The sequence below is a fragment of the Flavihumibacter solisilvae genome, assembly GCF_000814475.1.
GTDB classification, from domain to species: Bacteria; Bacteroidota; Bacteroidia; order Chitinophagales; family Chitinophagaceae; genus Flavihumibacter; species Flavihumibacter solisilvae.
On sequence record NZ_JSVC01000014.1, the window covers coordinates 1 to 21,594 of the forward strand.

Here is a 21,594-nt window from a genome sequence, read left to right on the forward strand (position 1 = left end):
CTTACTTTCCTCTTACTTTCCTCTTACTTTCCTCTTACTTTCCTCTTACTTTCCTCTTACTTCCCTCTTGCTTTCCTCTTGCTTTTCTAGTGAATAGACGGCATTATCACGGCATTATCCCCTTACTCTCCCCTTGCTCTCCCTATGGTTCCCTTCTGTTAGCAAATGTTTCGAATCCGTCGCATCATCAGCCTGAATTGAGATGATGGATAGAACATCTGATTTGAGAAAGGAAGTTCTGATCCTGATCCAAATAAGTTGTAGTTGTATAAAATTTGGTTTTGCAAACTCTACTCAAATGGATCATCGTTTCCAAACTTTTTTCAGAATTGCACTAAAGTCAGGAATAATAGGTTGCAAACGCAGAATAATTGGTCCATCCAATTAAGACATTTCGAATCAGACGAAATAATTGATAGAAAATCCGAGACTTAAAACTTGCCTGAAATAAAGGTTTTCGCTCCCAAAATGAAGGTTGTGTTGTGTCTACATTCGATCCTGGACAGGTCGAAGATGTCAGCGTCTTTCACAAATTCTAGCACCGGCGGGAGGTTAGTTTTTTGCATGGCATCAAGTTATAAGCACTTGCTGATTCCTGCAAGGTTTTCACGGTATTTTGGCAGAGATCGGAACAGAGAAACACCACTGCAGGATATTGAATGATATGGAAGAAGCTTTCAATACTCGACTACAGATATGGTTCCAGGGTTCTTTGTAAATAATCCCAAACCTTCTGCTCATTTTGAACGGACCAATACTTATCATCCGGCTTTTCCACTTTTGCTTTGCTATCATAAAACTGACCACTAATGCCTTCTACTTCAGGTGAAGTAGCCAGATAGATACTTGATATTGCACCCGCTTCCGGCCTGGGCATAAAACGCAAGGCAACTTTGAAGACCAGGTTGATAAAAAATCCTTTGTCAGCATCCTGGCCAAAATTGGTTGCTACAGCACCGGGATGTGTGCCATTCACGGTAATGTTTGTAATTCCCCTCTGTTGAAGTTCTGAAGCCATGTGCCTTGTTATCCATACCAGGTATAATTTGGAAAGACCATACGCCCTTGCAGGCTTGTAACTATTCACTAATTGAAAATCGTTGAAGTCAGGTTTTCCACCCCTTTTGTGCATGGCAGAATACATGTTAATGATACGTGCTGAAGGACTTTTCGCCAATACCTCTGTTAATAATTGCATTAATAAGAACGGAGCAAACAAATTGAGGGCCATCGTCTTTTCAAAGCCTTCCTTTGTGATCTCTCTTTGCTTATTAAAGAAAGCCCCTGCATTGTTTATCAGTACATCTAAGTGGTAATACCTGGATTTGAAATCCGCTACCATGCGTTTAATGTCTGCCATTGAAAGCAAATCAGCTAACACATAATCTACTTTGTCATTTCCGGTTTCAGATTTAATTTCCTGGCACACAGCTTCTGCTTTCTGCCTGCTGCGCCCATGAACGATAATTATATGACCTTGCGCTGCTAACGATTTTGCGGTTATTTTACCAATGCCATCTGTAGCACCCGTTATAAGAATGGTTTTCTGCTCCATGTCTGAATAGTTGTTTGAATGTGTTTGAATGAAAAATGCGGTTTAAATCCAGGGCGTTTGCCTGATCAGTTTCCATCGTTGTCTATCTGACTTCTCCAATGGCATCAGAACTATTGGCGCATTCTCAGCTTTTGAAGAAATAGTTAAATACAGTTCGGTACTTTTTAGGCGTACCAGGTAGGTTTCGTCCGGTTGCCTGATGAATTCCCAATGCTGAAGGGGAGTTCCACCTAATGTTTGTTGCCAAAGCCCAACACCTGGTTTAGGTCCTGATTTGGGTTGGAATGTCTTTTCAGTAAACAGGTTTTTTAGTAAAAAAGCACTGTCGCCAATTTCAATCATTTCCCAGGTGACGCATTCCCAATCTTTATGATTGTATGCAATAATTTCATTTCCGTTTTTATATCCGGCATCCAGGGGTCTTACACACATACCCGAAGAAACATTCTGAATGGCATAGGTATTTTGAAACGCCAGTTTCTTTTTGATGTCCTTTCGTACCCGGGTAGATATGGCTACCTGGGTCACTATCAAAACGATGCCGGCTACTATTGAACTAATGATAAATATCCTTTTCATGATTGCTTGCTGAATTTTAGCCATAACAGTGCCCTTGCTGCTATTTGCAGCTTAAAAACAGTTTTGCACAACTGGTATGTTAATTGGATTGCCTGCTTACCTGGCGAATGTCTTTCACATAAATCACATTACGGCCATAACCATTCTTTGAGAAGTAAATCATTGCTTTTGCAACCTCCTTCATCGTGCTGTACATATTGGGCAGCAATGTTTTTACAACAGGAAAAAGCCAGGAAACATATTTATAGTATGACAGAACATGCTGTTGACCGGCAGCAGCCTTGACAAAACCTATCCTGAATCCAAAAACCTGTTTGAAAGGAAGTTTCGCCAAATCATTTTCCGTTTTGCCCTTTACTCTTGCCCACATTATTCTGCCTTTTTCTGTGCTGTCAGTACCACCGCCACTTACATAAACAAATGACATATTTGGATTAGGCTGCAAAGCTTTTGCGAAATGTATAGTTGTGTCGTAGGTGATACGCCTGTAGTCTTCTTCTTTCATACCTACCGCACTTACGCCTGCGCAATAGAAACAAGCATCATAACCCTTTAACTTTTCATCATTCACGTTTAGCGACAGAAAGTCTGGAACAACATACTCTTTTAGTTTCTGGTGTGCCTTGCCTGTTGGCTTACGGCTTACACTCAAGACTTCTGTAATTTCCGGATTGTTCAAACATTCAATTAGCACTCCTTCACCAATCATTCCTGTAGTTCCTGTTATAATAACTTTCATAGTTAACTGACTTTTAGTTGAATGACTGTCTAAACTCCAGCGGTGTTACGTTGGTCTTGTTCTTAAACAGCTTGTTAAACGATTGTGGGTATTCAAACCCTAATTGGTAAGCTATTTCGCTTACTGACAAATTAGTCGTGCTTAGTAGTTCCTTTGCTTTCCCGATTACTGTATTGTGAATGTGCTGCTGCGTTGTCTGACCCGTCAGGTTTTTCAGCATATCATTTAAGTAATTGGGAGAAACAAACAGCTTGTCTGAAAAATACTGCACCGATGGCAAGCCTTCCGGCCCTTCCACATCGCCGTTGAAGTAAGCTGTTAGCAGCTCTTCAAATTTCACAAGCAAGTCGCTGGAAGCCTTTTTTCGGGTAATAAACTGTCGATTATAGAAACGGTTGCTATAGTTAAGTAACAATTCTATATGAGAAACAACCACGTCCTGCGTATACCCATCTATAATAGCTGCTATCTCATCCTGCAAATTTTGCATGATGCCATTTATAACCTGATTTTCTTTATCTGATAAGTGCAGGGCTTCATTTACGGCATAAGAGAAAAAACCAAAGTCCTTCATTTTCTTTGCAATAGGATAGCCGTGAAGAAAATCGGGGTGGATGACAAGCATCCACCCTTCTGATTTTGAGCCTGTCGGCTCTTCCAGTTCAATTCTTTGTTTTGGGGCAACAAATGTCATTACGCCTTCATCAAAATCATAGTAATGCTGTCCGTACTTAATCTTGCCTTTACAGTTCGTCTTTACATTTATTACATAGAAGTTGAAAATAACAGGTTCTGTAATTTGAATGCTCTTAACATCTACGTCTTCCGCTCTAATAACGCTTACTAACGGATGCGCTGACTTCTTTAGTTTCAGCAATGAATGAAGCTGGGATATAGAATTCAGTACCGTATGCGCCTTGTCTTTCATTGTCTCTTTATGATAGTAACACAAAGTTCCCTATTCCCAGGTGTCTGTGTGTATCTAAATCTCAGGTAGTTGTATCCAAAAAAGCCCGCGAAGAAAATTAGCCAAAAAACGATTAATTATTATTTTACTAATCATTAAAGACCTGAAACGATGTATAGCCGGAATTTCCCCTGGTCATATTTACTGTTGTTCCTTTTTATCGCCGGATGCCAGTCCGATCCGCAGCCCGCAAAACAAGCAACACCCGCCGTTTCCCTTATTCCTGCTGAAACCTTCCTGTTCAATTCATTTGTCGATTGCAATATGGCCACCGTATGGGTGGGCGATAGCTTTCGCATCTTTCCCGGGAAGTATGGTGAAGACCCGTTATGGGGAGAAGCCCATGAACTAAAATATGCCTCCGGCACAACGGTTGATGAAGTATTCCTGCACCCGCCATCTGCTTTCACCGAACCCGGAATGCCGCCTAATGCCCCTCCCGGAATACCAGGGCTCCATGGCGCTGCCTGGTTTGAAACCATGTACCAGGATTCATCTGACGCTACCGGGCAAACGCTTTTTGCCTTGTACCACAACGAAAATTATCCTTCCACTTTGCCTTATGACAGTATTACGGGTGAAGGCTATCGTGACATCAACTGGCCGCAGGGTTTAAAAGGTCCGGATACCAAAACAGCAGTCTGCCGCATCGGGATCATGAAATCAACCGACGGGGGAAAAAGCTGGACCGACAAAGGCATTATCCTGCAGGACTACCAGCCGAGGCTGATCCTGAAGCCTCATAACAATGGAATTAATTTTGCCGGTGGAGTAGGCGACCCCTCTGCAGTTGCCAATGGAGACTGGTTGTATATTTTTTACGGCGAATACGGTTATCCCGGCGCATATGACCCTAGCCGTTACGACACGGCTACCGAGTGGGAAGGACAGTGCATCAGCATAGCCCGCATTGCATTGAAAGACCTCGATAACCCGGTCGGCAAAGCTTTCCGCTGGAACGGAACCTCCTTTAAAGCGCCAGGCGACAGTACCGGCAAACCAGTTACCAGGCTCCAGATCCCGCTGGCAAAGGGAGGCGGACCGGCATCTTCGCCCACATCCCTCTATTACTGGGGCCCCTCCGTTAGCTGGAATACCTACCTCAGCTGCTGGGTCATGCTCATGGCCAGTGCAGAAGGCCCGAGCTGGAAGGGAGGTGCCATCTACATTTCATTTAATCCACATGCCGATCTATCGGCAGGAGCCAATTCGCAGGACTGGTCAGTGCCCGACCTTTTGATCGAAAAACCCGGGCATATTGTCTGGTATCCGTCGCTGCAACCAATAAACAGTGCAGAAGATAAGGCAGCCCGTTTCACCTCATTACGCCTCGGTAAAAAAGCCAGGCTCTTTTACAAAGACAATGATGGGAAAGACAGCCGCTACTTATCTGAATACCTGCTTGAGTTCAAGAAACCCGGAGAAACTGAGCCTGGTGTATCCCGGTAACCGGCTTGAATTTTTCCAGCAAGCCGGAGTTGTAAATACTTCTCCATTAGATTTCGTTTGAACCGAATTATTTGTATTTTGATTGTAACCCAAACCCATGGAACATGGAAAAGTTACACCTGGTATCAGCCGGCCTCCTGGCTTTTTTACTGATTTCCTGCGATCAGGGTTTGCCTGATGAAAATTCTTACAGCACTTCCCCCGCTGCAACTTCAACTTCAGCTGCAGCAGCTGCGAATTCTGCTCCAGCTCCGGCCATTGCTCCATTACCTTCACCTGCATCTGCTTCCGTACCTGTTATTAATCCGGCGCACGGTCAACCCGGACACAGATGCAATATTCCTGTAGGTGGATTAATCCCAAATGCTGCTCCAAACAATACTCCCAATGCTGCCAATAATTCTTCTACGGTAGTTCTTCCTCCTGTTAGGGCGCCGAGGATTGCCGGCTTTGCAAATGCAGCCAATGCTTCCAACCGAAATCCGGCTACTCCTTCTTTATTTCCAACAAGAAGCTCCGGACAATTACCCTCCATTGCCACACCGCAGACCATCCAAACAAATGCGTTGAATCCGGCTCATGGTAAGCCTGGCCATCGTTGTGATATTGCGGTGGGCGCTCCGTTAAATTCCGCCGCCAGAGCCGCCAGCGCAGTTCCTTCAGCCCCTGCCAGCACCATTGCTGCTCCTACTGCCCCAGCAATTTCAATTCCTGCTCAACCTGTTGCCGTAGCGCCTGCCGTGAACCCCTCGCATGGTCAACCTGGACATCGTTGTGACCTCCCCGTTGGTTCTCCGCTGAACAGCAAACCTTAATAAACAAACAGAGAAAACCGGTTAAATTTTTACACTTAAGTGCTTGCGAATATCCCGTAAAGAGCACTCCCTTACTAGCTTTCCGTCTTTAAAAACTGTTCTCAATTCACCCTGTTTTTCTTCTTCCCAACTTACCCTGTCGATTAACACATAAGATCCGTTTTCCCTTTTCACCTGCAACAAGCCAGTTGCTGACCTTTTTGTACCATCGTCTGTTACGGGATCTTTGAATATTTCCCGTCCTTCGCCATCAACCACTACATAGGTTGCTTTCATGGCTGTACCAAATGTGTCACGGGTGTTGTATTGATAGGTGTAACTGCCGATACCAAAAACTACCTGCGAAGCGAACCCCTTTGCTTTCAGTCTTTCACAGATCAAAGTGGCCCGTTCAATGTTAATGCTATCCCCATAAATTGCTCCAATGTGTGGGTCCAGTAATTTGAATCCTTTATCTGTAACCGTCCCGCCAAACACATCCCACAACAATTCAATCACACCCCTCCGTTCAGCTTCTGTATTACCATCAGGATCACCACAGATAATTTTCACCGGATCCCCACTATCAGGCCGAATTACAACTTTGCCATTACGATTTGTAATTATCTCTTTTAATGCTGGTAAATATTCCGTGCATACTTTCCATAAGTCCCATGTGTCACTCACAATGCTTACTATACCGGTGGGATATACCTGTGTAATTAATCGCTTAAAGGTTTCAAGTTCGCCATCTTTACTTCCACTGCACATAACACTATGCTCCGTGGCTGCAACGCTGCCGCCAATTAATTCCAAATCGGCATTGGCATTGTAGTATTGCTCTAAAGCGTCAATAGCAGGAATGGTATCAGTCCCGGTGAAACTTAACAGGTGCCCCATGCCGCTCAGTACAGATGTTTCAAGGGAACTCATTCCCCGAAACGAAAAATCATGGCCCTGCCATTGTACAAAATCCATTGGCATTCCAGTTTCACAAGCATATTTGTTCAACAGTTTCCGATAGGTATACGCGATGGTTGCGCTGGTACTTGGCTGCCAGATAACGGCACTCAGTAAAGTTTCAAGGAAATTGGTGAGCCAGTAAAATTCCGATATAGTATTAACTATTGTTAGACATGGTACACGCATGGGTACTCTGCTACCTTCGGGCAATGCTTTTATTTCAACTGGTAGATAACCTAGGTCATGCAGTGCTGCCAGGTGTTCGTAAGAAGGCAGATGCGCTCCCAGGGAAGAAACGATCCGTCTTTTATAATCAGCCATCACTTTTTCCTTCGGCTGTTGGAAAATTTCTTCATTAAAATAACTGACCAGATATTCTTTAATGAAGTATTGCAACCCGAAAAAGACCATTTCATCAATATCCTGTAACCTGCTTTTGCGGGGTGTCAGGTTGCTGTACACCAGTTCTGTTTTATCAGGGTATTGAAATACGTGGCCTACTTTATAATAATCCGTTAATAGGAAAGGATTTACTTTCATTTTACTTAATGATGTTTATTAAAAAGAATGACAAAAAGGTACTACCTGTATGATGTCAGAATCAAATTCATCCCGGTAGCTATCGCTTACTATGATTTCGTTAAAGGGTTTTTCCAGTGCGGTAAAACCTTTACTGAAAATGCCATGTGTAACTATAAGCGTGAGATGTGCCGGTTGCACCTGTTGTGCAATAGCCAGGAATGTGCCGCCACCGTCACAGAGATCGTCTATAATCACGCAATTCCTGTCCTTGCATTTTTCCGGTTCCATCACCTGCAAGGTAATTGCACCAGTACCCAGGTCACGTGACTTATTACAATACACCACCTCGGTGAGGTTAGGATTCCATTCCGCATAATCGCTCACCTTCTTTGCCGCACCTTTATCCGGGCATATCAACACTGCATTCTCTTTTTTGTATGATTTTACCAGCTCAGAATTGGTGATATTTACTGCGTTAGAGATAAACTGAAGAGCAACCGTGGAATGGACATCGAATAAAAACACCTGCTCAAACTGCATGCTGTTGATCAAGCTGGAAATCATTTCCAGGTCAAAACTATCCCCTGTTACCATCAGGCGATCAAACCTGGCCCCCATAAGGTAAGGGATAATTAGCTTTTTCTTTAGCGCTTTCGCATGGCCAATTGCGTTTGCTGTTTGCAAAAGCTGCAATAAAATATTGCTATCGGTAATAGAGCAAATAACTGTTACATGTTCCCCTTCATTGATATCCTGCAGAATTACGTGCGGTTGGTTATCAGGGAAAACAAACCGTTTGACATGCGTGCCTTTATTCAGATTGATCGTCTTTGCATTCATTTTGCGTATTTATTAAGCAATATTAATATCGGAAATTGATATATCCAACTTTTTTTGCTTCTTTTTTACGCATATTAATCCTACAACATTGCTTAACTTGTTAAACTGGGTTGTAGTTAGATAACCGCCTAGGATGAAAATCATATTTCGAAGTGAAAACCTTCTTTCAGTAATTCCTTATACCGCTTTGGATTGAACTGGTACATTTTGCTCGGGCGACCTTTACCTTCCGGCTTTGATAGTTCACCTGTTTCTTCAAGAAAATCAAAGGACAAAATCTTCTTGCTAAAGTTTCTCCTATTGATCTCCTTATCAAGCAATGCTAAATATAATTTCTCCAAATCGGAGAATGGGAATTTCTTGTCCAACAACTCAAAGCCAACAGGTTGATATCGCACTTTTGCACGCAAACGTTCAATAGCAGCAGTGATCATCTGCTTGTGATCAAAGGCCAGCGATGGCAGTTTTTTTATGCTGAACCAATTTGCGTTCTCTGCGTCTGTGCTGGCTTTCAATTCCTGGTACTGTGATGTTTTTACTAACCCAAAATAAGCAATGGAAATCACTCGTTGACGTGGATCACGATTCGGTTCACCAAATGTGTACAGCTGTTCAAGGTAATTTACTGTAATGCCAGTTTCTTCCAACAGTTCACGTTTCACTGCATCTTCCAAACTTTCATCTTCTAAGACAAAGCCCCCTGGAATTGCCCAGATGTCTTTATACGGTTTGTACTTCCGTTGAATCAACAATACAGAAATCCCGTCGTGTTTTGAATAACCAAAAACAATGGCGTCCACAGCCACTTTTATACCGGAAGATTTATTTTGCATACAATCAACGCAAAATTACAGGTATTTACTGCCATCACCATATTTTTCGATGTTTATTGAAATAGCAATATTCTATTAGCCCTCACAAAAAATTAAAATATTGCAAACTAACGATTTAGAATACCGGCACGCCGATTGACTATCGGTAATGTATACTCAAGACTGCGCACTCATTAAATGGGCTATGCGGGGCACGAAGCGGAACGCAACAAAAACCAGTCAAATGACTACAAATATTGAAGAAAACAAAGCCCTTGTTCTACGGTTCTTCGCTGCCATTGAAAATAATCGTTTAGAAGAATTCGATTCGATAGTAGCAATAAACTACGACGACCATTTGCCTGGTCAAAGTCCCGGGCGCGAAGTATTGAAGAAATATTTTTCCGGCCTACATGCAGTGTTTAAGTACCTAAAGCTTCCAATACACGCGATAATTGCCGAAGGAGATAAGGTGGCCGTTTACAATAGCGTTCAAGGCGTGCATAATGGTGACTATGGCAGCTTCAAAGCCAAAGGAAACCTGGTGGATGCAAAAGCATTCCAGCTTTATCGGATAGAGAACGGGCAATTCGCAGAACATTGGGAGGTCGCGGATTTTATTACACTCGTTACACAGATTCAGGCATAACCAGGCTTCTATCTTGGGAAATAAGTACAATACGCATCCACTTTTATCCATTCTTCCTGGGCTGACCTTATCTCATCTTTGCGATATCAAATAAGCATTTCAATTCTATTTCGCCTCTTAAAATCTTAAAAAATGAAATCAGTTATTGCATTAGTCGGCCTATTTATGAGTTTGCTGTTTAGTCAGCCTCTTTTAGCACAAGGGAAAAGAGTACCAGCCTCAGCCGGAAGGGAAGAATTCATTGAAGTGGAGAAAGGAGTAAAACTTCATGTTACCGACATCGGAGAAGGCAAACCTATCGTTTTGATACACGGCTGGCCGCTGAGCGATGCCATGTATGAATACCAATATCAATCCCTTGCAAAGAAAGGGTTCCGGGTAATTGGTATTACCCTAAGAGGTTTTGGAAGATCTGACAGGCCTTATGGACGATATGACTTCGATGTATTCTCAGACGATATTAAAGCGGTACTGGAAAAATTAAAAATCCAGGATGCTACATTGGGCGGTTTTTCTATGGGCGGAGCTGTGGTTATTCATTATGTTACAAAATACAATGCAGCCCACATAAGCAAGCTGGCTCTATTTGCGGCCGCTGCGCCATCCTGGATCCAACGCGAAGGCTTTCCCTTTGGTCTGTCTAAATCAGATGTCGATGGTCTCATCAATGCTACCCTGACAGGCCGGCAAGACCTGATCGCCAGTTTCGGCGCATCGTTTCCTGCCAAAGAAGGCAACATCTCGAAGAACGTGGAAAAATGGTTAGAGAACATTAACCTGGAAGCGTGGCCTTATGCAATTACCCAATCTATCACCGCATTGCGTGACCTCGATCTTCGCCCTGACCTGGCAAAAATCAAAATTCCGGTGGCAATCTTTCATGGCACCCACGACAAACTGTGCGATTTCACATTTGCAGAACAACTTAACAAAGGGATCGCGAATTCTTACATCGTTAAGTTCGAAAACAGCGGACATGCCTTGTTCGTGGAAGAAGCTGAGAAATTCAACTCTGAACTGGAAAAATTTGCAGGAAAATAAAAATACAATGCCCGTTTTTAACATCTAAATATCGACCCGGTGTATCCGACCTTTTTAAATTTGTATTCTACATCTTATTTGCTTTAGGAAATGATAAGTGAACAATTATTTCAGAGTGACCTGAAAATCTTAGGACTTATACCACTGAACGAAGAAACCGCAGTCCGGATTAATGGCGATGCCTATAAACAATATATTAAAATCCTGTTCCTGCCAAAGGGCTTTCAACTCCAGGTTGACCTAACGGAATATACCGTAAAACAATCTTCTTTGTTTTTCATCAGTCCAAATCAGTATTTACATTTAATAAAACCGGGTATTGAAGGCGGGCATTTTATTTTTTACAATCGTGATTTCTATTGCATTCAAATCCACGACAATGAAGTTGCTTGTGATGGGCTCCTTTTCAATAATATTCACAATATGCCCTTGATAACGTTGAACAAAGAAGAAACGACTTTCTTTAATTACATTTTCGACCAGATGGCGGATGAGTTCAACCAGAAAGATACTTCCCTGGAAGAAATGATACGTACGTACCTGAAACAACTGTTTCTTAAATCCGCACGCGTGTGGAAAAAACAAAACCTGGACAAGGAGCTTGTGCAACAAAACGCCGACCTGGATTTCTTCAGGAAATTCACCTTGTTGGTTGAGGATCATTACAAACAGAAACATAATGTTGCCAATTATGCTGAACTTCTGTTTATGGCACCTAAGACGATCACTCATAAATTCAAAAGGCTCAACCTGCCCCAACCTAACGATATCATCAAGAACAGGATTGTATTGGAAGCAAAACGTTTGCTGGTCCACACGAACCTGACGGCAAAAGAGATCGGATATGAATTGGGATATGAAGACCCTGCCTATTTCAGCAGGCTTTTTGTCCAGAAAACAGGTGAAACGCCATCGGGATTCAGGACAAAGTTTCTCGCTGAAAATTAATCTTCCACTTATATTTTCATGGGTAATTCTTACAAGGCCTTAATGCTTGGCCTGCTGGCATCGCTGTTTTTTGCCGTGACCTTTATTGTAAACCGGGTAATGTCGCTGGATGATGGCAGTTGGATCTGGAGTGCATCTCTACGCTTCTTCTGGATGCTTCCATTCTTCCTGGTGATCGTTCTTTCCAGGAAAAACTTCAGCGTCTTATGGAACGAAATAAAAAGAAATCCCCTGCAATGGATAGTTTGGAGTACAGTAGGCTTCGGCATTTTTTATGCTCCGCTCACTTTTGCGGCAGCGTATAGCCCATCCTGGCTGGTAGCGGGTACCTGGCAAGTCACTATTATTGCCGGCATTGCACTGTCGCCGCTGATCAACAAACAACCGCAGGCAAAGCAAAACAACCTCCTATCCTCGTTGTTTTTTTCAGGTATCATCCTGTGCGGAATTGTTATCATGCAGGTAAGCCAAGCGAGCAAATTTACCTTCGACCATCTTTTACTGGGAACGCTACCGGTGTTAACAGCTTCCTTTGCATACCCCTTGGGCAACCGTAAAATGATGCAGCTTACCGGCGGCCGGCTGGATGTGTATCAGCGAATCCTGGGGATGCTGCTGGGTAGTTTACCATTCTGGCTATTGTTAAGTGGATACGATTTGTTTGTAAATCGTACGTTGCCAGGTAGTAATCAGTACACACAAACCTTTATTGTGGCAATATCCTCTGGTGTGGTGGCAACCGCATTGTTTTTCCTGGCAACCGACAAAGTCCGGAATGATGAGAAATCATTGGCCAGGGTTGAAGCCACCCAATCAGCAGAAGTACTGTTTGCCCTGTTGGGAGAAATCCTGATCCTGAATGCTCCGCTACCTGACCGATATGCATTTATAGGAATGGTACTTATAGTCCTGGGAATGATATTACATAGTATTGGCTTTTCTTCATCGAATCAAGAGTAACCTTCAAATCACCAACAGGTCTACAAACTCATTTACATCCAGGCCCGCAAGCTTTTCAAAGTCCAGCGAATAGTCAAGTACAACCTCTTGCTGCTTTTCAGGAAATATTCGTGCGAGATTGATCTTGTATTTCCTGATGAGTTCAGGAATTCCTTCTTCCCTTCTGCGTTTATGCCCGATGGGGTATTCTACTGCCACTTCGTCTAAAACAGTTCCATCATTCAACTCTATTGTCATAGCATTGGCGATGGAGCGTTTTTCGGGGTCGAGATAATCTTTGCTGAACTGCTTATCCTCCACACATTCTATTTTTTGGCGGAGCAGATCGATTCGCGGATCAGCGGCTACATCATCTTCGTAATCGGCAGCAGTCAGTCGCCCGAAGATTAACGGAACCGCAACCATATATTGAATGCAATGATCGCGATCAGCCGGATTGTTCAGCGGTCCTTTCTTATCGATAATGCGGATGGCTGCTTCATGGGTACGGATAATAATTCTTTTAATGTCAGCGGCAGTCTTTTCGAGGGAGTGCAGTTTATCGTGAAGCGTCATGGCAGCCTCCACTGCTGTTTGGGAATGGAATTCTGCAGGGAAGGAAATCTTGAACAGCACATGTTCCATTACATAAGAGCCATAAGGCCTTTGAAAGGTGAACGCATTTCCCTTGAATGATACATCGTAGAAGCCCCAGGTTTTGGCGGTCAGTACGGAAGGATAACCCATCTCACCGGTTTTCGCAATCAATGCAAGGCGCACTGCCCGCGAAGTGGCATCACCAGCAGCCCACGATTTGCGGCTGCCGGTATTGGGCGCATGGCGATAGGTCCTGAGAGCCTGTCCGTCTACAAATGCCTGTGATATCGCATTGATCAGTTCCTCGCGGGTTAACCCGATCAGTTTTCCTACCACTGCCGTTGAAGCAAGCTTTACAAGCAGCACGTGATCGAGGCCGACACGGTTAAAAGAATTTTCCAATGCCATCACACCCTGGATCTCATGGGCCATGATCATCGCTTCAAGTACTTGTTTCATTTTCAAGGGAGCTTTTCCTTCTGCTACCTGCGCTCTTGACAGCCAGTCTGCCGTAGCCAGGATACCCCCCAGGTTATCAGACGGGTGCCCCCATTCAGCTGCCAGCCAGGTATCATTAAAATCCAGCCAGCGGATGATGGCGCCGATATTGAAGGCTGCCTGGACGGGGTCCAGTTGAAATTGCGTTCCAGGCACTTTAGCACCATTGGGAACGATAGTACCTTTTACTATGGGGCCGAGTAATTTTGTGCAGGCCGGGTAGGTCAGGGCTTCAAAACCGCAGCCAAGGGTATCCAGCAGGCAGTAATGGGCTGTCTTCCAGGCCAGGTCACTTTTAATTTCATAATTCAATACATAGTCTGCAATATCCGATAGTACTTTATCCGGTTGGGGTCTTTCGTTTGAAATGTATGATGACATCTTGGTCTTGAATGTTATGACTATTTCCTTTTTTCTATCGGTACAAATTCCCTGTCATCGGGACCGATATAGTTAGCACCAGGCCTGATGATCTTTCCATCCTGTCGCTGTTCAATGATGTGAGCGCTCCAGCCGGTAACCCGCGAAATCACAAACAGCGGGGTGAACATCTTTGTAGGTATCTCCATCAGGTGATAGGCGACAGCTGAAAACCAGTCAAGGTTGGCGAACATTTTCTTTTCATTCCACATTACCGTTTCCAGTCTTTCTGCAATATTGTACAGCAGCATATCACCGGCTTCCTCAGATAGCTTCTTCGCAACTTTTTTAATAACTGCGTTCCTTGGGTCGGAAACCGTGTAAACAGGATGTCCAAAACCAATAATGACATCTTTATGGGCTAAGTGGTCTTTAATATCAGCTTCCGCTTCATCGGGCGATTTATAACCGCTTTGGATTTCGTATGCCACTTCGTTGGCCCCGCCATGCTTTGGTCCACGCAGTGCCCCAATGGCACCAGTAACCGCCGAATACAGATCCGAAGCTGTACCGGCAATAACACGGGCGGTGAAAGTGGAAGCATTGAACTCATGTTCCGCATACAGGTTCAATGAAACCTGCATGGCTTGTACCCATGACCGGGGAGGAACATTGCCGTGTAACAAATGCAGGAAATGTCCACCAATCGTTTCATCATCAGTTTCCACCTCTATTTCTTTCCCATTGGAACTATAATGATACCAGTAAAGAAGGGCGGAACTAAATGAAGCCAACAGTTTATCGGCGATTGCCCTGGCACCTCCTTCTGTGTGGTCTTCCTTTCCTGCCAGGCATCCAAGAAAAGATGTATAAGTGCGCAATACATCCATATGGTTTGCAGACGCCGGAATACTCCTGAGAATAGATTTCACGGGATCAGTCAGCCCCCTCAGCGTTTTCAATCTTTTTTTATAAGCATCGAGTTGCACCTGCGTGGGCAAATCACCATAAATCAATAAGTATGCGACTTCCTCAAATGCTGCCTTTTCAGCGAGGTCGGCAATATCGTATCCCCGGTAACGCAATTCTTTGCCATTTCTGCCCACAGTACAAAGAGCGGTATTTCCTGCAGCCACACCGGAAAGCGCTACATGTTTCTTCGGGGGAAATGATGATGAAGTGTTAGTTTCCATCGAATTTCGTTTTAAAGAGTTCATCCAGCTTTTGTTCATAGTCATGGTACCCGATGGTCCTGTACAACTCTTCCCTGGTTTGCATGGTATCCAGTACATTTTGTTGCGTGCCGTCTTTCCTGATGTGTTCGTAAACATTCAGGGCAGCTTTATTGGCCGCACGGAATGCGGAGAGCGGATACAGGATCAATTCCACCCCGGCTGCTTTCAGTTCATCGACAGTGTACATTTTTATCATCCCGAACTCCGTTATATTGGCAAGCACCGGGAGGCCGGTGGCATCCACGAATTTTTGATATGCGCCAAGGTCCGGTACGGCTTCAGCAAAGATGAAATCCGCCCCTGCCTCTTTGTAAGCTACGGCTCTTTCGAGTGTTTTTTCAAGTCCTTCAACCGCAAATGCATCTGTTCTAGCCCCGATCACGAAATTCCCGTCGGTGCGTGCGTCTACCGCAGATTTCAGGCGATCAACCATTTCTTCCCTGGTTACCACTTCTTTACCGGGACGGTGGCCACATCGCTTGGCACCGACCTGGTCTTCCATGTGAAGGGCAGCCGCTCCAGCCCTGATCAATGAACGGACCGTACGGGCAATATTGAAGGCGGAAGGCCCGAAACCAGTATCGACATCAACCATCAGCGGCAAATCACATACATTGGTAATGCGGTTAACGTCAGTCAATACGTCGTCCAGCGTTGTAATTCCAAGATCCGGAATACCTAACGAACCTGCTGCTACACCGCCTCCTGAAAGATAGATAGCATTAAAACCTGCCTGCCGGGCGAGTAAGGCGTGTTGGGCGTTGATGGCACCGACGATCTGAAGTGGTTTTTCCTTTTCCATTGCCTGCCTGAATCGAAGTCCAGCTGAACCTAAACTATCTTTCATATTCATACTGTTATTTGTATGCATCCCCTGGGGAAAATGCTATACACAAGATACATAACAATAAGTGCTGCCGTACAATCCGAAAACGGGGATTGGCTAACCATGGTGAGTTCAAGAACCAGGAGCGGTTAAAATCAGTAAAATGTTTCCTTTTGTCCTTTAAAAGTTTTCATTTAGACCAGTAGTCGGGTAGTTAATTTGTAAATTCAATTAAGAGACTATCCAGGTGGGAAAGACATTCAATATACCCGACTTTTTAAAATACATAAATATAAAAGGAACCGGTAATGACAGTCTCCAGGTAATTCACTATGACGAGTATGAGAATATTCTATTGAAATCTCCGCCTGTCAAAATCGATTTCTATTTTTTAGCCATTAAACAAAATGTAGACATTCAGCCCCCGATAGAAGAAATGTCAGACTCGTATGTTTATTTGAGTGGCCCGGGTAACGCTATGGAATGGGAAATGACGGGACCGATCTCCGGTTACAGTATACTCATCAGCGAAAAGTTATTAGGTAAATTTGCCAGGGATTACAAGTTTATGGACTACAATAATCACGAAGCACTTTTTCTTAAGCATGATGAGAAGGTAGTTTTGTATGATTTATTTATTAAAGCACACCTGGAATTTGCAAAGAATCAAATTTCCAGGGACATAATAGTTTCTTATTCAGCGCTCATACTCACCTATGCACAAGCTTTTTATGAACGTCAGTTTGAATCACGGAGTAAAATATACCACAAAGTGGTGGCAGATTTTTATGAACAATTACACGCTTACTTCCGCGATGAGGCATCTGTAAAAAACCTGCCATCCGTTGGATATTTTGCTGAAAAAGCCAACCTGTCGACAAACTACTTTGGAAACCTGGTGAAGCATTTCACAGGCAACTCGCCTATTGAGCATATACATCAACACATCATTCATATTGCCAAGAATAAACTACGCCTGACAAAATTATCTGTCAACGAAATAGCCTACAGCCTGGGCTTTGATTACCCCACATACTTTACACGCTTTTTCCGTAAAGAAACCGGAATTACTCCTAAAGTATTCCGGAATCAGTAGCTACCTTAGCAATCAGTAAAATGTTTCCTTTTTTGAGGGATTTGTTTTCGTTACCACTAGTGCGTGCGTTTAATTTTGAATAAACGCAATTCATCGTAGTTGATCATCTGACAAGTTAATTCCCCCTTTTCAGGACACCCCCTTAATCTCGATATATGAAAACAATAAAAATCATTAACTACTAAATTATTTAAGATGAAAGAATCAGTAAAATTCAAAAATCTTTCCTGGGATGTGGCAGCAGATATTTACTTCCCTCCTGATTTTAATGAAAGTAAAAAATACGCTGCGATTATCAGTGCTCATCCAATTGGAAGCTGTAAAGAACAAACCTCCGGAAATGTATATGGCCAGGCGTTAGCTGATGCAGGTTTTGTAGTATTAGCCTTTGACGCTTCTTTTCAAGGATCAAGTGGCGGCGAGCCCAGATTTATTGAGGACCCGACTTTAAGGGTAGAAGACTTCCGTTGTGCATGTGATTATTTGGTAACACTTCCTTATGTGGATGAAAAACGTATCGGTGTTTTAGGTATTTGCGGTGGCGGTGGCTATTCAATCAATGCTGCTATGACAGAACGCCGCATTAAGGCTGTTGGTACCGTTACAGGAGCGAATTATGGAAGGCTCTGGAGAGAAGCCTTTGGCAATTATGACCCTATTGGGGCACTGGAAAAAATTGCCGAACAACGGACTGCTGAAGCCAGGGGAGAAAAATTGCGTGTAGATGACTTGCTTCCGCCTTCTGTTGAAGCAGGAAAAAAAGCAGGGATCAAAGACATCGATGTCTTAGAAGCTACAGACTATTACCGAACTCCAAGAGGACAAAAACCAAACGGGTTGAACCGTTCTTTATATTCACACAACAGTGCAGCAGTAGGTTGGGACGCTTTTTACCTGGCAGAGGTATTGCTAACACAACCTTTGATGGTGGTTATTGGTGACAAGCCGGGCGGTTTTGGGGCATATAGGGACGGATTGGAAATCATGAGAAGAGCAAAATCCGAAAAGAAAGAATTAGTAATCGCTGAAGGTTGGTCACATTACGATCTGTACGACAAACCGGAACCAGTAAAAATCGCCCTGGATAAATTAATTCCCTTCTTTAAAGAAAATCTTCAGTATGTGCCTGCACAACAAAAGAGCACAAAAGCTGAAGCAGTTGTTTAAACTTGAATGTGAAATGATGAAAGCCGGAGTAATACTCCGGCTTTTTTGTGCCAATGCCCTGCACACAAATAATAACATCATGAAGGATGTGAATCCGTAAAATGTTTCCTTTTTAGAGTGATTTGTTTTCGTTTAACGGCAGTGTCTCATTTTAATTTTGACTTGTGAAAAACAAGTCCTGACATTTTAAAATAAATTTTTATGGCACAAAAAATCAACTTCAAAAACAGCAACAACGGAAACATAATTATATCGGCCGTTATTAATTTTCCTGAGGGATTTAAGGAAAATAAAAAATACCCAACTGTCATTGTCAGCCATCCCGGTGGAGGAGTCAAAGAGCAGGCATCAGGTTTGTATGCGAAAAAGTTAGCGGAACAAGGCTTTGTAACGATTGCTTATGATGCTTCTTACCAGGGCGAAAGCACGGGTGAACCCCGTCAACTGGAAAATCCATATATCAGAACAGAAGATGTAAGTGCGGCGATTGACTATATGATCGGGCTCCCATATGTGGACGTTGAAAATATCGGTGCAATGGGCATTTGCGCCGGTGCAGGTTACACAGCAAATGCGGCTATTAATGACCATCGCATCAAAGCAGTGGGAACCGTAAGTGCAGTTAACATCGGGTCAATGTTCCGCAATGGTTGGGATAACAATGTAAAAGATGCAGATGCCCTTCCTTACCTGGTAGCAGGTTCAAATGCAAGAACAAGCGATGCAGGTGGCGCTGCTATTGCCACCATACCGCTGGCACCCTTAAAAGAAGAAGATGCACCTAATGAAGAACTAAGGGAAGCCTGGGAATATTATCATACCGATCGTTGCCAGTATCCGACAGCTCCCGGATTTGCGACAGCAAGAAGCCTTACACAGATTATTTCTTACGATGCTTATAACAAAGCAGAAGCATTTCTCACACAGCCATTACAAATAATAGCAGGCAGTGTTGCAGGCAGCAAGTGGATGAGTGATGACCTGTTTAACCGGGTGGCAAGTAATGACAAAGATTTCCATATTGTTGAAGGCGCCAACCACATGTCGTTGTATGATGTAACAAAATATGTGGATGAAGCTGTTTCGGTTCTGGCTGATTTCTTTAATAAGAACCTGCAGAATGTTACAGCCAGTGCAAAGAGCGATAAAGCTGGAGCAGTTGCATAACATAGTAACGAGGTTTAAGTAAAAGGCTTTTCAATTATTAAAAGGAAAATCATGAAAAATAGCTCAAATCTATCTGGCATAGAAAGTCAATCTACCGGTAAAGCAAGAATATCTAAAGAAAATTTAGAAAAAGCAGTAGATCAGTTAAACGCTATTTCGCCTGAAGATTATGCAAAAATCCAGGGAATGGTAGCGGTAGTGCGAAGGGATTTCAGAAGTATCCTGCATAAAACACCGGATGACTACGGAATGACCAACTGGGAGGACATTTATTTTCAGGCAGACGATGGCGTACCCTTAAACGGCTGGTACATTCCGGCAAAGGGTGGTGAAAGCGATAAACTGATAATCTTCAATCATGCCCTGCCGATGTGCCGCGCAGGGTTCCAGGGACACCTGGGCGAACCCTGGAGTAATTTTGAAGCCGTTGAAATAGATTTTGTTATTCAAATGAAACATTTAACCGATGCCGGCTATAATGTATTGGCTTATGATATCCGAAATCACGGGCAAAGCGGCTCAGCCAATAACAATGTTTGCGGTATTGGATTATTGGAATGGAGAGATTGTGTAGGTGTCAAAAAGTATGTGGACAATCACCCCAGGCTCGGTAAAATGAAAGTAGCCTTGTTCAGCCAGTGTATGGGTGGCTGTTCGCAATACGTAGCAATTGACAAACGACCTGACTTATTCCAGAATGTTTTATGTATGGCAAGTCCATTGGTCCCTTCTATGGGTTCAATCTACCAGGCATTTACAGAATTGCTGGGAGTAAGTCAATACCTCGAACTTCTGGACCTGGAACTAGTGAAAGCAGGCGGTTTTACGAGAGCTGAAATGGACCCGAAGCTCTATACTAAAAATATAAAAATGCCCTTGCTGATGTGGCAGGTAAAAGAAGATGCCTGGGTTAAAAACCCCGAAGATGCACAGGCCACTTTTGATAAAATACCCAGCAAGGAAAAAGAATTGCATTGGATCGAAGGCACTACACACCGTTTCCGGGATGGCTACAACTATTTCGGCAGAACCCCGGAAAAAGTTCTTGCTTTTTTCGACAAGCATATGAAACAGGCAGAAACCAAATCTTCAAAAGCGGGTACACTTGTTTCGGAAAATTAAGTCCACGTTGGAAACTCTAGTAAATCATAAAAGCCGAAGCCTTTACTTCGGCTTTTATTGATGGCAAATCAATACAATAAAAAATGGAAAAAAGAAAAGTCCTGGTGCTTGGTGCGGGCGGTGCCATTGCAAAGCACGTAATCGAATTCCTAAAGAACGATAAGAATATTGAATTGACGCTATTCGCAAGAAATGCTGGCCATTTACAGGCCTACCATTCACTGGCCCAAATTATTGAAGGCGATGTGTTAAATGATAATGACCTGAATGAAGCAATTAAAGGACAGGATCTTGTATATGCAAACCTCTCAGGTAACGTAGATAAGATGGCAAAGCAAATTGTAAATGCAATGTCAGCCGCCAATGTCAGGCGCCTGATATTTGTGACATCACTTGGTATTTACGATGAAGTTCCGGGTGCCTTTGGTAAATGGAATAACAGGATGATCGGCTCTGCATTGACCACTTACAGAAAGGCGGCAGACATTATTGAAGGCTCTGCCCTGGATTACACCATCGTAAGACCTTCCTGGTTGACAGACAAAAACGAGGTCGAGTATGAAATCACACAAAAGGGTGAGCCATTTAAGGGAACTGAAGTCTCAAGGAAAGCTGTGGCGGCATACATTACCAGCATTATCACACATCCTGAAAATGACAGGAAAGCAAGCGTAGGCGTAAATAAGCCCGGGGTATATGGCGACAAACCTGCATTCTACTAAACAAACA

General features: G+C 43.5%; 21 protein-coding genes. 11 read left to right on the forward strand and 10 right to left on the reverse strand.

The features are described 5' to 3' along the window. Window positions 1-688: 688 nt before the first annotated feature. The 4 genes from OI18_RS12675 to OI18_RS12690 form a co-directional block, all read right to left on the reverse strand. Complete coding sequence (locus OI18_RS12675; RefSeq protein ID WP_039140304.1) at window positions 689-1,555, reverse strand: SDR family NAD(P)-dependent oxidoreductase; 867 nt, start codon at window positions 1,553-1,555, stop codon at window positions 689-691. 42 nt (window positions 1,556-1,597) lie between these two features. Further along, a complete protein-coding gene (locus OI18_RS23800) occupies window positions 1,598-2,134 on the reverse strand; it encodes an RICIN domain-containing protein (RefSeq protein ID WP_152616816.1) in 537 nt (178 codons plus the stop codon). 79 nt (window positions 2,135-2,213) lie between these two features. Continuing rightward, entirely contained in the window at window positions 2,214-2,873 is a 660-nt protein-coding gene (locus OI18_RS12685) for an NAD-dependent epimerase/dehydratase family protein (protein WP_039140306.1), read from the reverse strand. Window positions 2,874-2,886: 13 nt separating this feature from the next. Then, window positions 2,887-3,801 (reverse strand): helix-turn-helix domain-containing protein, encoded by a 915-nt coding sequence (locus OI18_RS12690; RefSeq protein WP_039140309.1) that lies wholly within the window; start codon window positions 3,799-3,801, stop codon window positions 2,887-2,889. A gap of 150 nt (window positions 3,802-3,951) precedes the next feature. Between OI18_RS12690 and OI18_RS12695 the strand changes: the two genes are divergently transcribed. Both OI18_RS12695 and OI18_RS12700 read left to right on the forward strand, forming a co-directional pair. After that, window positions 3,952-5,289, forward strand: a complete 1,338-nt coding sequence (locus OI18_RS12695; RefSeq protein WP_039140311.1) for a hypothetical protein — start codon at window positions 3,952-3,954, stop codon at window positions 5,287-5,289. Window positions 5,290-5,393: 104 nt separating this feature from the next. Then, entirely contained in the window at window positions 5,394-6,104 is a 711-nt protein-coding gene (locus OI18_RS12700; protein ID WP_039140313.1) for a hypothetical protein, read from the forward strand. Between the two features lie 21 nt (window positions 6,105-6,125). Here OI18_RS12700 and OI18_RS12705 read toward each other — a convergent pair whose 3' ends face one another. The 3 genes from OI18_RS12705 to OI18_RS12715 all read right to left on the reverse strand — a co-directional run bounded on the left by OI18_RS12705 (window position 6,126) and on the right by OI18_RS12715 (window position 9,241). Next, a complete protein-coding gene (locus OI18_RS12705; RefSeq protein ID WP_039140316.1) occupies window positions 6,126-7,586 on the reverse strand; it encodes a nicotinate phosphoribosyltransferase in 1,461 nt (486 codons plus the stop codon). Between the two features lie 18 nt (window positions 7,587-7,604). Next, entirely contained in the window at window positions 7,605-8,408 is an 804-nt protein-coding gene (locus tag OI18_RS12710; protein WP_039140318.1) for a phosphoribosyltransferase family protein, read from the reverse strand. A 140-nt stretch (window positions 8,409-8,548) separates the two neighbouring features. Next, window positions 8,549-9,241 (reverse strand): NUDIX hydrolase, encoded by a 693-nt coding sequence (locus OI18_RS12715; RefSeq protein WP_039140320.1) that lies wholly within the window; start codon window positions 9,239-9,241, stop codon window positions 8,549-8,551. Window positions 9,242-9,464: 223 nt separating this feature from the next. On the opposite strand from OI18_RS12715, the gene OI18_RS12720 reads away from it, so the two are divergent. The 4 genes from OI18_RS12720 to OI18_RS12735 all read left to right on the forward strand — a co-directional run bounded on the left by OI18_RS12720 (window position 9,465) and on the right by OI18_RS12735 (window position 12,818). Then, a complete protein-coding gene (locus tag OI18_RS12720; protein WP_160290230.1) occupies window positions 9,465-9,869 on the forward strand; it encodes an ester cyclase in 405 nt (134 codons plus the stop codon). A gap of 132 nt (window positions 9,870-10,001) precedes the next feature. Then, window positions 10,002-10,910, forward strand: coding sequence for an alpha/beta fold hydrolase (locus OI18_RS12725; protein ID WP_039140325.1), 909 nt, complete (start codon window positions 10,002-10,004; stop codon window positions 10,908-10,910). 423 nt (window positions 10,911-11,333) lie between these two features. Continuing rightward, window positions 11,334-11,858 (forward strand): helix-turn-helix domain-containing protein, encoded by a 525-nt coding sequence (locus tag OI18_RS24905; RefSeq protein ID WP_205410041.1) that lies wholly within the window; start codon window positions 11,334-11,336, stop codon window positions 11,856-11,858. Window positions 11,859-11,876: 18 nt separating this feature from the next. Then, on the forward strand, window positions 11,877-12,818 hold the full coding sequence (locus OI18_RS12735) for a DMT family transporter (protein WP_039140329.1): 942 nt from the start codon (window positions 11,877-11,879) through the stop codon (window positions 12,816-12,818). 3 nt (window positions 12,819-12,821) lie between these two features. Here the strand turns inward: OI18_RS12735 and OI18_RS12740 are convergent, their stop codons facing one another. From OI18_RS12740 to prpB, 3 genes are read right to left on the reverse strand one after another with little or no spacing between them, the layout of a single operon-like run. Beyond that, window positions 12,822-14,273 (reverse strand): bifunctional 2-methylcitrate dehydratase/aconitate hydratase, encoded by a 1,452-nt coding sequence (locus OI18_RS12740; RefSeq protein ID WP_039140331.1) that lies wholly within the window; start codon window positions 14,271-14,273, stop codon window positions 12,822-12,824. Between the two features lie 20 nt (window positions 14,274-14,293). After that, window positions 14,294-15,445 carry a bifunctional 2-methylcitrate synthase/citrate synthase gene (gene prpC / locus OI18_RS12745; RefSeq protein WP_039140333.1) on the reverse strand — a complete coding sequence of 384 codons (1,152 nt, stop codon included), beginning with the start codon at window positions 15,443-15,445 and terminating at the stop codon, window positions 14,294-14,296. Further along, the gene (prpB, locus tag OI18_RS12750; protein WP_205410042.1) at window positions 15,435-16,334 is read right to left on the reverse strand and encodes a methylisocitrate lyase; all 900 of its coding nucleotides are present in this window, start codon (window positions 16,332-16,334) and stop codon (window positions 15,435-15,437) included. The genes prpC and prpB overlap by 11 nt, the downstream gene beginning before the upstream one ends. 226 nt (window positions 16,335-16,560) lie before the next feature. Between prpB and OI18_RS12755 the strand changes: the two genes are divergently transcribed. The 5 genes from OI18_RS12755 to OI18_RS12775 all read left to right on the forward strand — a co-directional run bounded on the left by OI18_RS12755 (window position 16,561) and on the right by OI18_RS12775 (window position 21,587). After that, window positions 16,561-17,409: a helix-turn-helix domain-containing protein gene (locus tag OI18_RS12755; protein ID WP_039140336.1), complete on the forward strand. Its 849-nt coding sequence runs from the start codon at window positions 16,561-16,563 to the stop codon at window positions 17,407-17,409. 195 nt (window positions 17,410-17,604) lie between these two features. After that, the gene (locus tag OI18_RS12760; RefSeq protein WP_052273175.1) at window positions 17,605-18,576 is read left to right on the forward strand and encodes an alpha/beta hydrolase; all 972 of its coding nucleotides are present in this window, start codon (window positions 17,605-17,607) and stop codon (window positions 18,574-18,576) included. Window positions 18,577-18,777: 201 nt separating this feature from the next. Further along, entirely contained in the window at window positions 18,778-19,743 is a 966-nt protein-coding gene (locus OI18_RS12765; protein ID WP_039140340.1) for an alpha/beta hydrolase, read from the forward strand. A 51-nt stretch (window positions 19,744-19,794) separates the two neighbouring features. After that, on the forward strand, window positions 19,795-20,865 hold the full coding sequence (locus OI18_RS12770; protein WP_052273176.1) for an alpha/beta hydrolase family protein: 1,071 nt from the start codon (window positions 19,795-19,797) through the stop codon (window positions 20,863-20,865). 83 nt (window positions 20,866-20,948) lie between these two features. Continuing rightward, window positions 20,949-21,587: an SDR family oxidoreductase gene (locus OI18_RS12775; RefSeq protein ID WP_039140342.1), complete on the forward strand. Its 639-nt coding sequence runs from the start codon at window positions 20,949-20,951 to the stop codon at window positions 21,585-21,587. The last annotated feature ends 7 nt before the right edge of the window (window positions 21,588-21,594 follow it).

What these genes read in the sequence shown, in the direction of transcription:
- OI18_RS12675 (WP_039140304.1), bottom strand. Translation starts at nt 1,555, where the DNA reads ATGGAGCAGAAAACCATTCTTATAACGGGTGCTACAGATGGCATTGGT.
- OI18_RS23800 (WP_152616816.1), bottom strand. Translation starts at nt 2,134, where the DNA reads ATGAAAAGGATATTTATCATTAGTTCAATAGTAGCCGGCATCGTTTTG.
- OI18_RS12685 (WP_039140306.1), bottom strand. Translation starts at nt 2,873, where the DNA reads ATGAAAGTTATTATAACAGGAACTACAGGAATGATTGGTGAAGGAGTG.
- OI18_RS12690 (WP_039140309.1), bottom strand. Translation starts at nt 3,801, where the DNA reads ATGAAAGACAAGGCGCATACGGTACTGAATTCTATATCCCAGCTTCAT.
- OI18_RS12695 (WP_039140311.1), top strand. Translation starts at nt 3,952, where the DNA reads ATGTATAGCCGGAATTTCCCCTGGTCATATTTACTGTTGTTCCTTTTT.
- OI18_RS12700 (WP_039140313.1), top strand. Translation starts at nt 5,394, where the DNA reads ATGGAAAAGTTACACCTGGTATCAGCCGGCCTCCTGGCTTTTTTACTG.
- OI18_RS12705 (WP_039140316.1), bottom strand. Translation starts at nt 7,586, where the DNA reads ATGAAAGTAAATCCTTTCCTATTAACGGATTATTATAAAGTAGGCCAC.
- OI18_RS12710 (WP_039140318.1), bottom strand. Translation starts at nt 8,408, where the DNA reads ATGAATGCAAAGACGATCAATCTGAATAAAGGCACGCATGTCAAACGG.
- OI18_RS12715 (WP_039140320.1), bottom strand. Translation starts at nt 9,241, where the DNA reads ATGCAAAATAAATCTTCCGGTATAAAAGTGGCTGTGGACGCCATTGTT.
- OI18_RS12720 (WP_160290230.1), top strand. Translation starts at nt 9,465, where the DNA reads ATGACTACAAATATTGAAGAAAACAAAGCCCTTGTTCTACGGTTCTTC.
- OI18_RS12725 (WP_039140325.1), top strand. Translation starts at nt 10,002, where the DNA reads ATGAAATCAGTTATTGCATTAGTCGGCCTATTTATGAGTTTGCTGTTT.
- OI18_RS24905 (WP_205410041.1), top strand. Translation starts at nt 11,334, where the DNA reads ATGCCCTTGATAACGTTGAACAAAGAAGAAACGACTTTCTTTAATTAC.
- OI18_RS12735 (WP_039140329.1), top strand. Translation starts at nt 11,877, where the DNA reads ATGGGTAATTCTTACAAGGCCTTAATGCTTGGCCTGCTGGCATCGCTG.
- OI18_RS12740 (WP_039140331.1), bottom strand. Translation starts at nt 14,273, where the DNA reads ATGTCATCATACATTTCAAACGAAAGACCCCAACCGGATAAAGTACTA.
- prpC (WP_039140333.1), bottom strand. Translation starts at nt 15,445, where the DNA reads ATGGAAACTAACACTTCATCATCATTTCCCCCGAAGAAACATGTAGCG.
- prpB (WP_205410042.1), bottom strand. Translation starts at nt 16,334, where the DNA reads ATGAAAGATAGTTTAGGTTCAGCTGGACTTCGATTCAGGCAGGCAATG.
- OI18_RS12760 (WP_052273175.1), top strand. Translation starts at nt 17,605, where the DNA reads ATGAAAGAATCAGTAAAATTCAAAAATCTTTCCTGGGATGTGGCAGCA.
- OI18_RS12765 (WP_039140340.1), top strand. Translation starts at nt 18,778, where the DNA reads ATGGCACAAAAAATCAACTTCAAAAACAGCAACAACGGAAACATAATT.
- OI18_RS12770 (WP_052273176.1), top strand. Translation starts at nt 19,795, where the DNA reads ATGAAAAATAGCTCAAATCTATCTGGCATAGAAAGTCAATCTACCGGT.
- OI18_RS12775 (WP_039140342.1), top strand. Translation starts at nt 20,949, where the DNA reads ATGGAAAAAAGAAAAGTCCTGGTGCTTGGTGCGGGCGGTGCCATTGCA.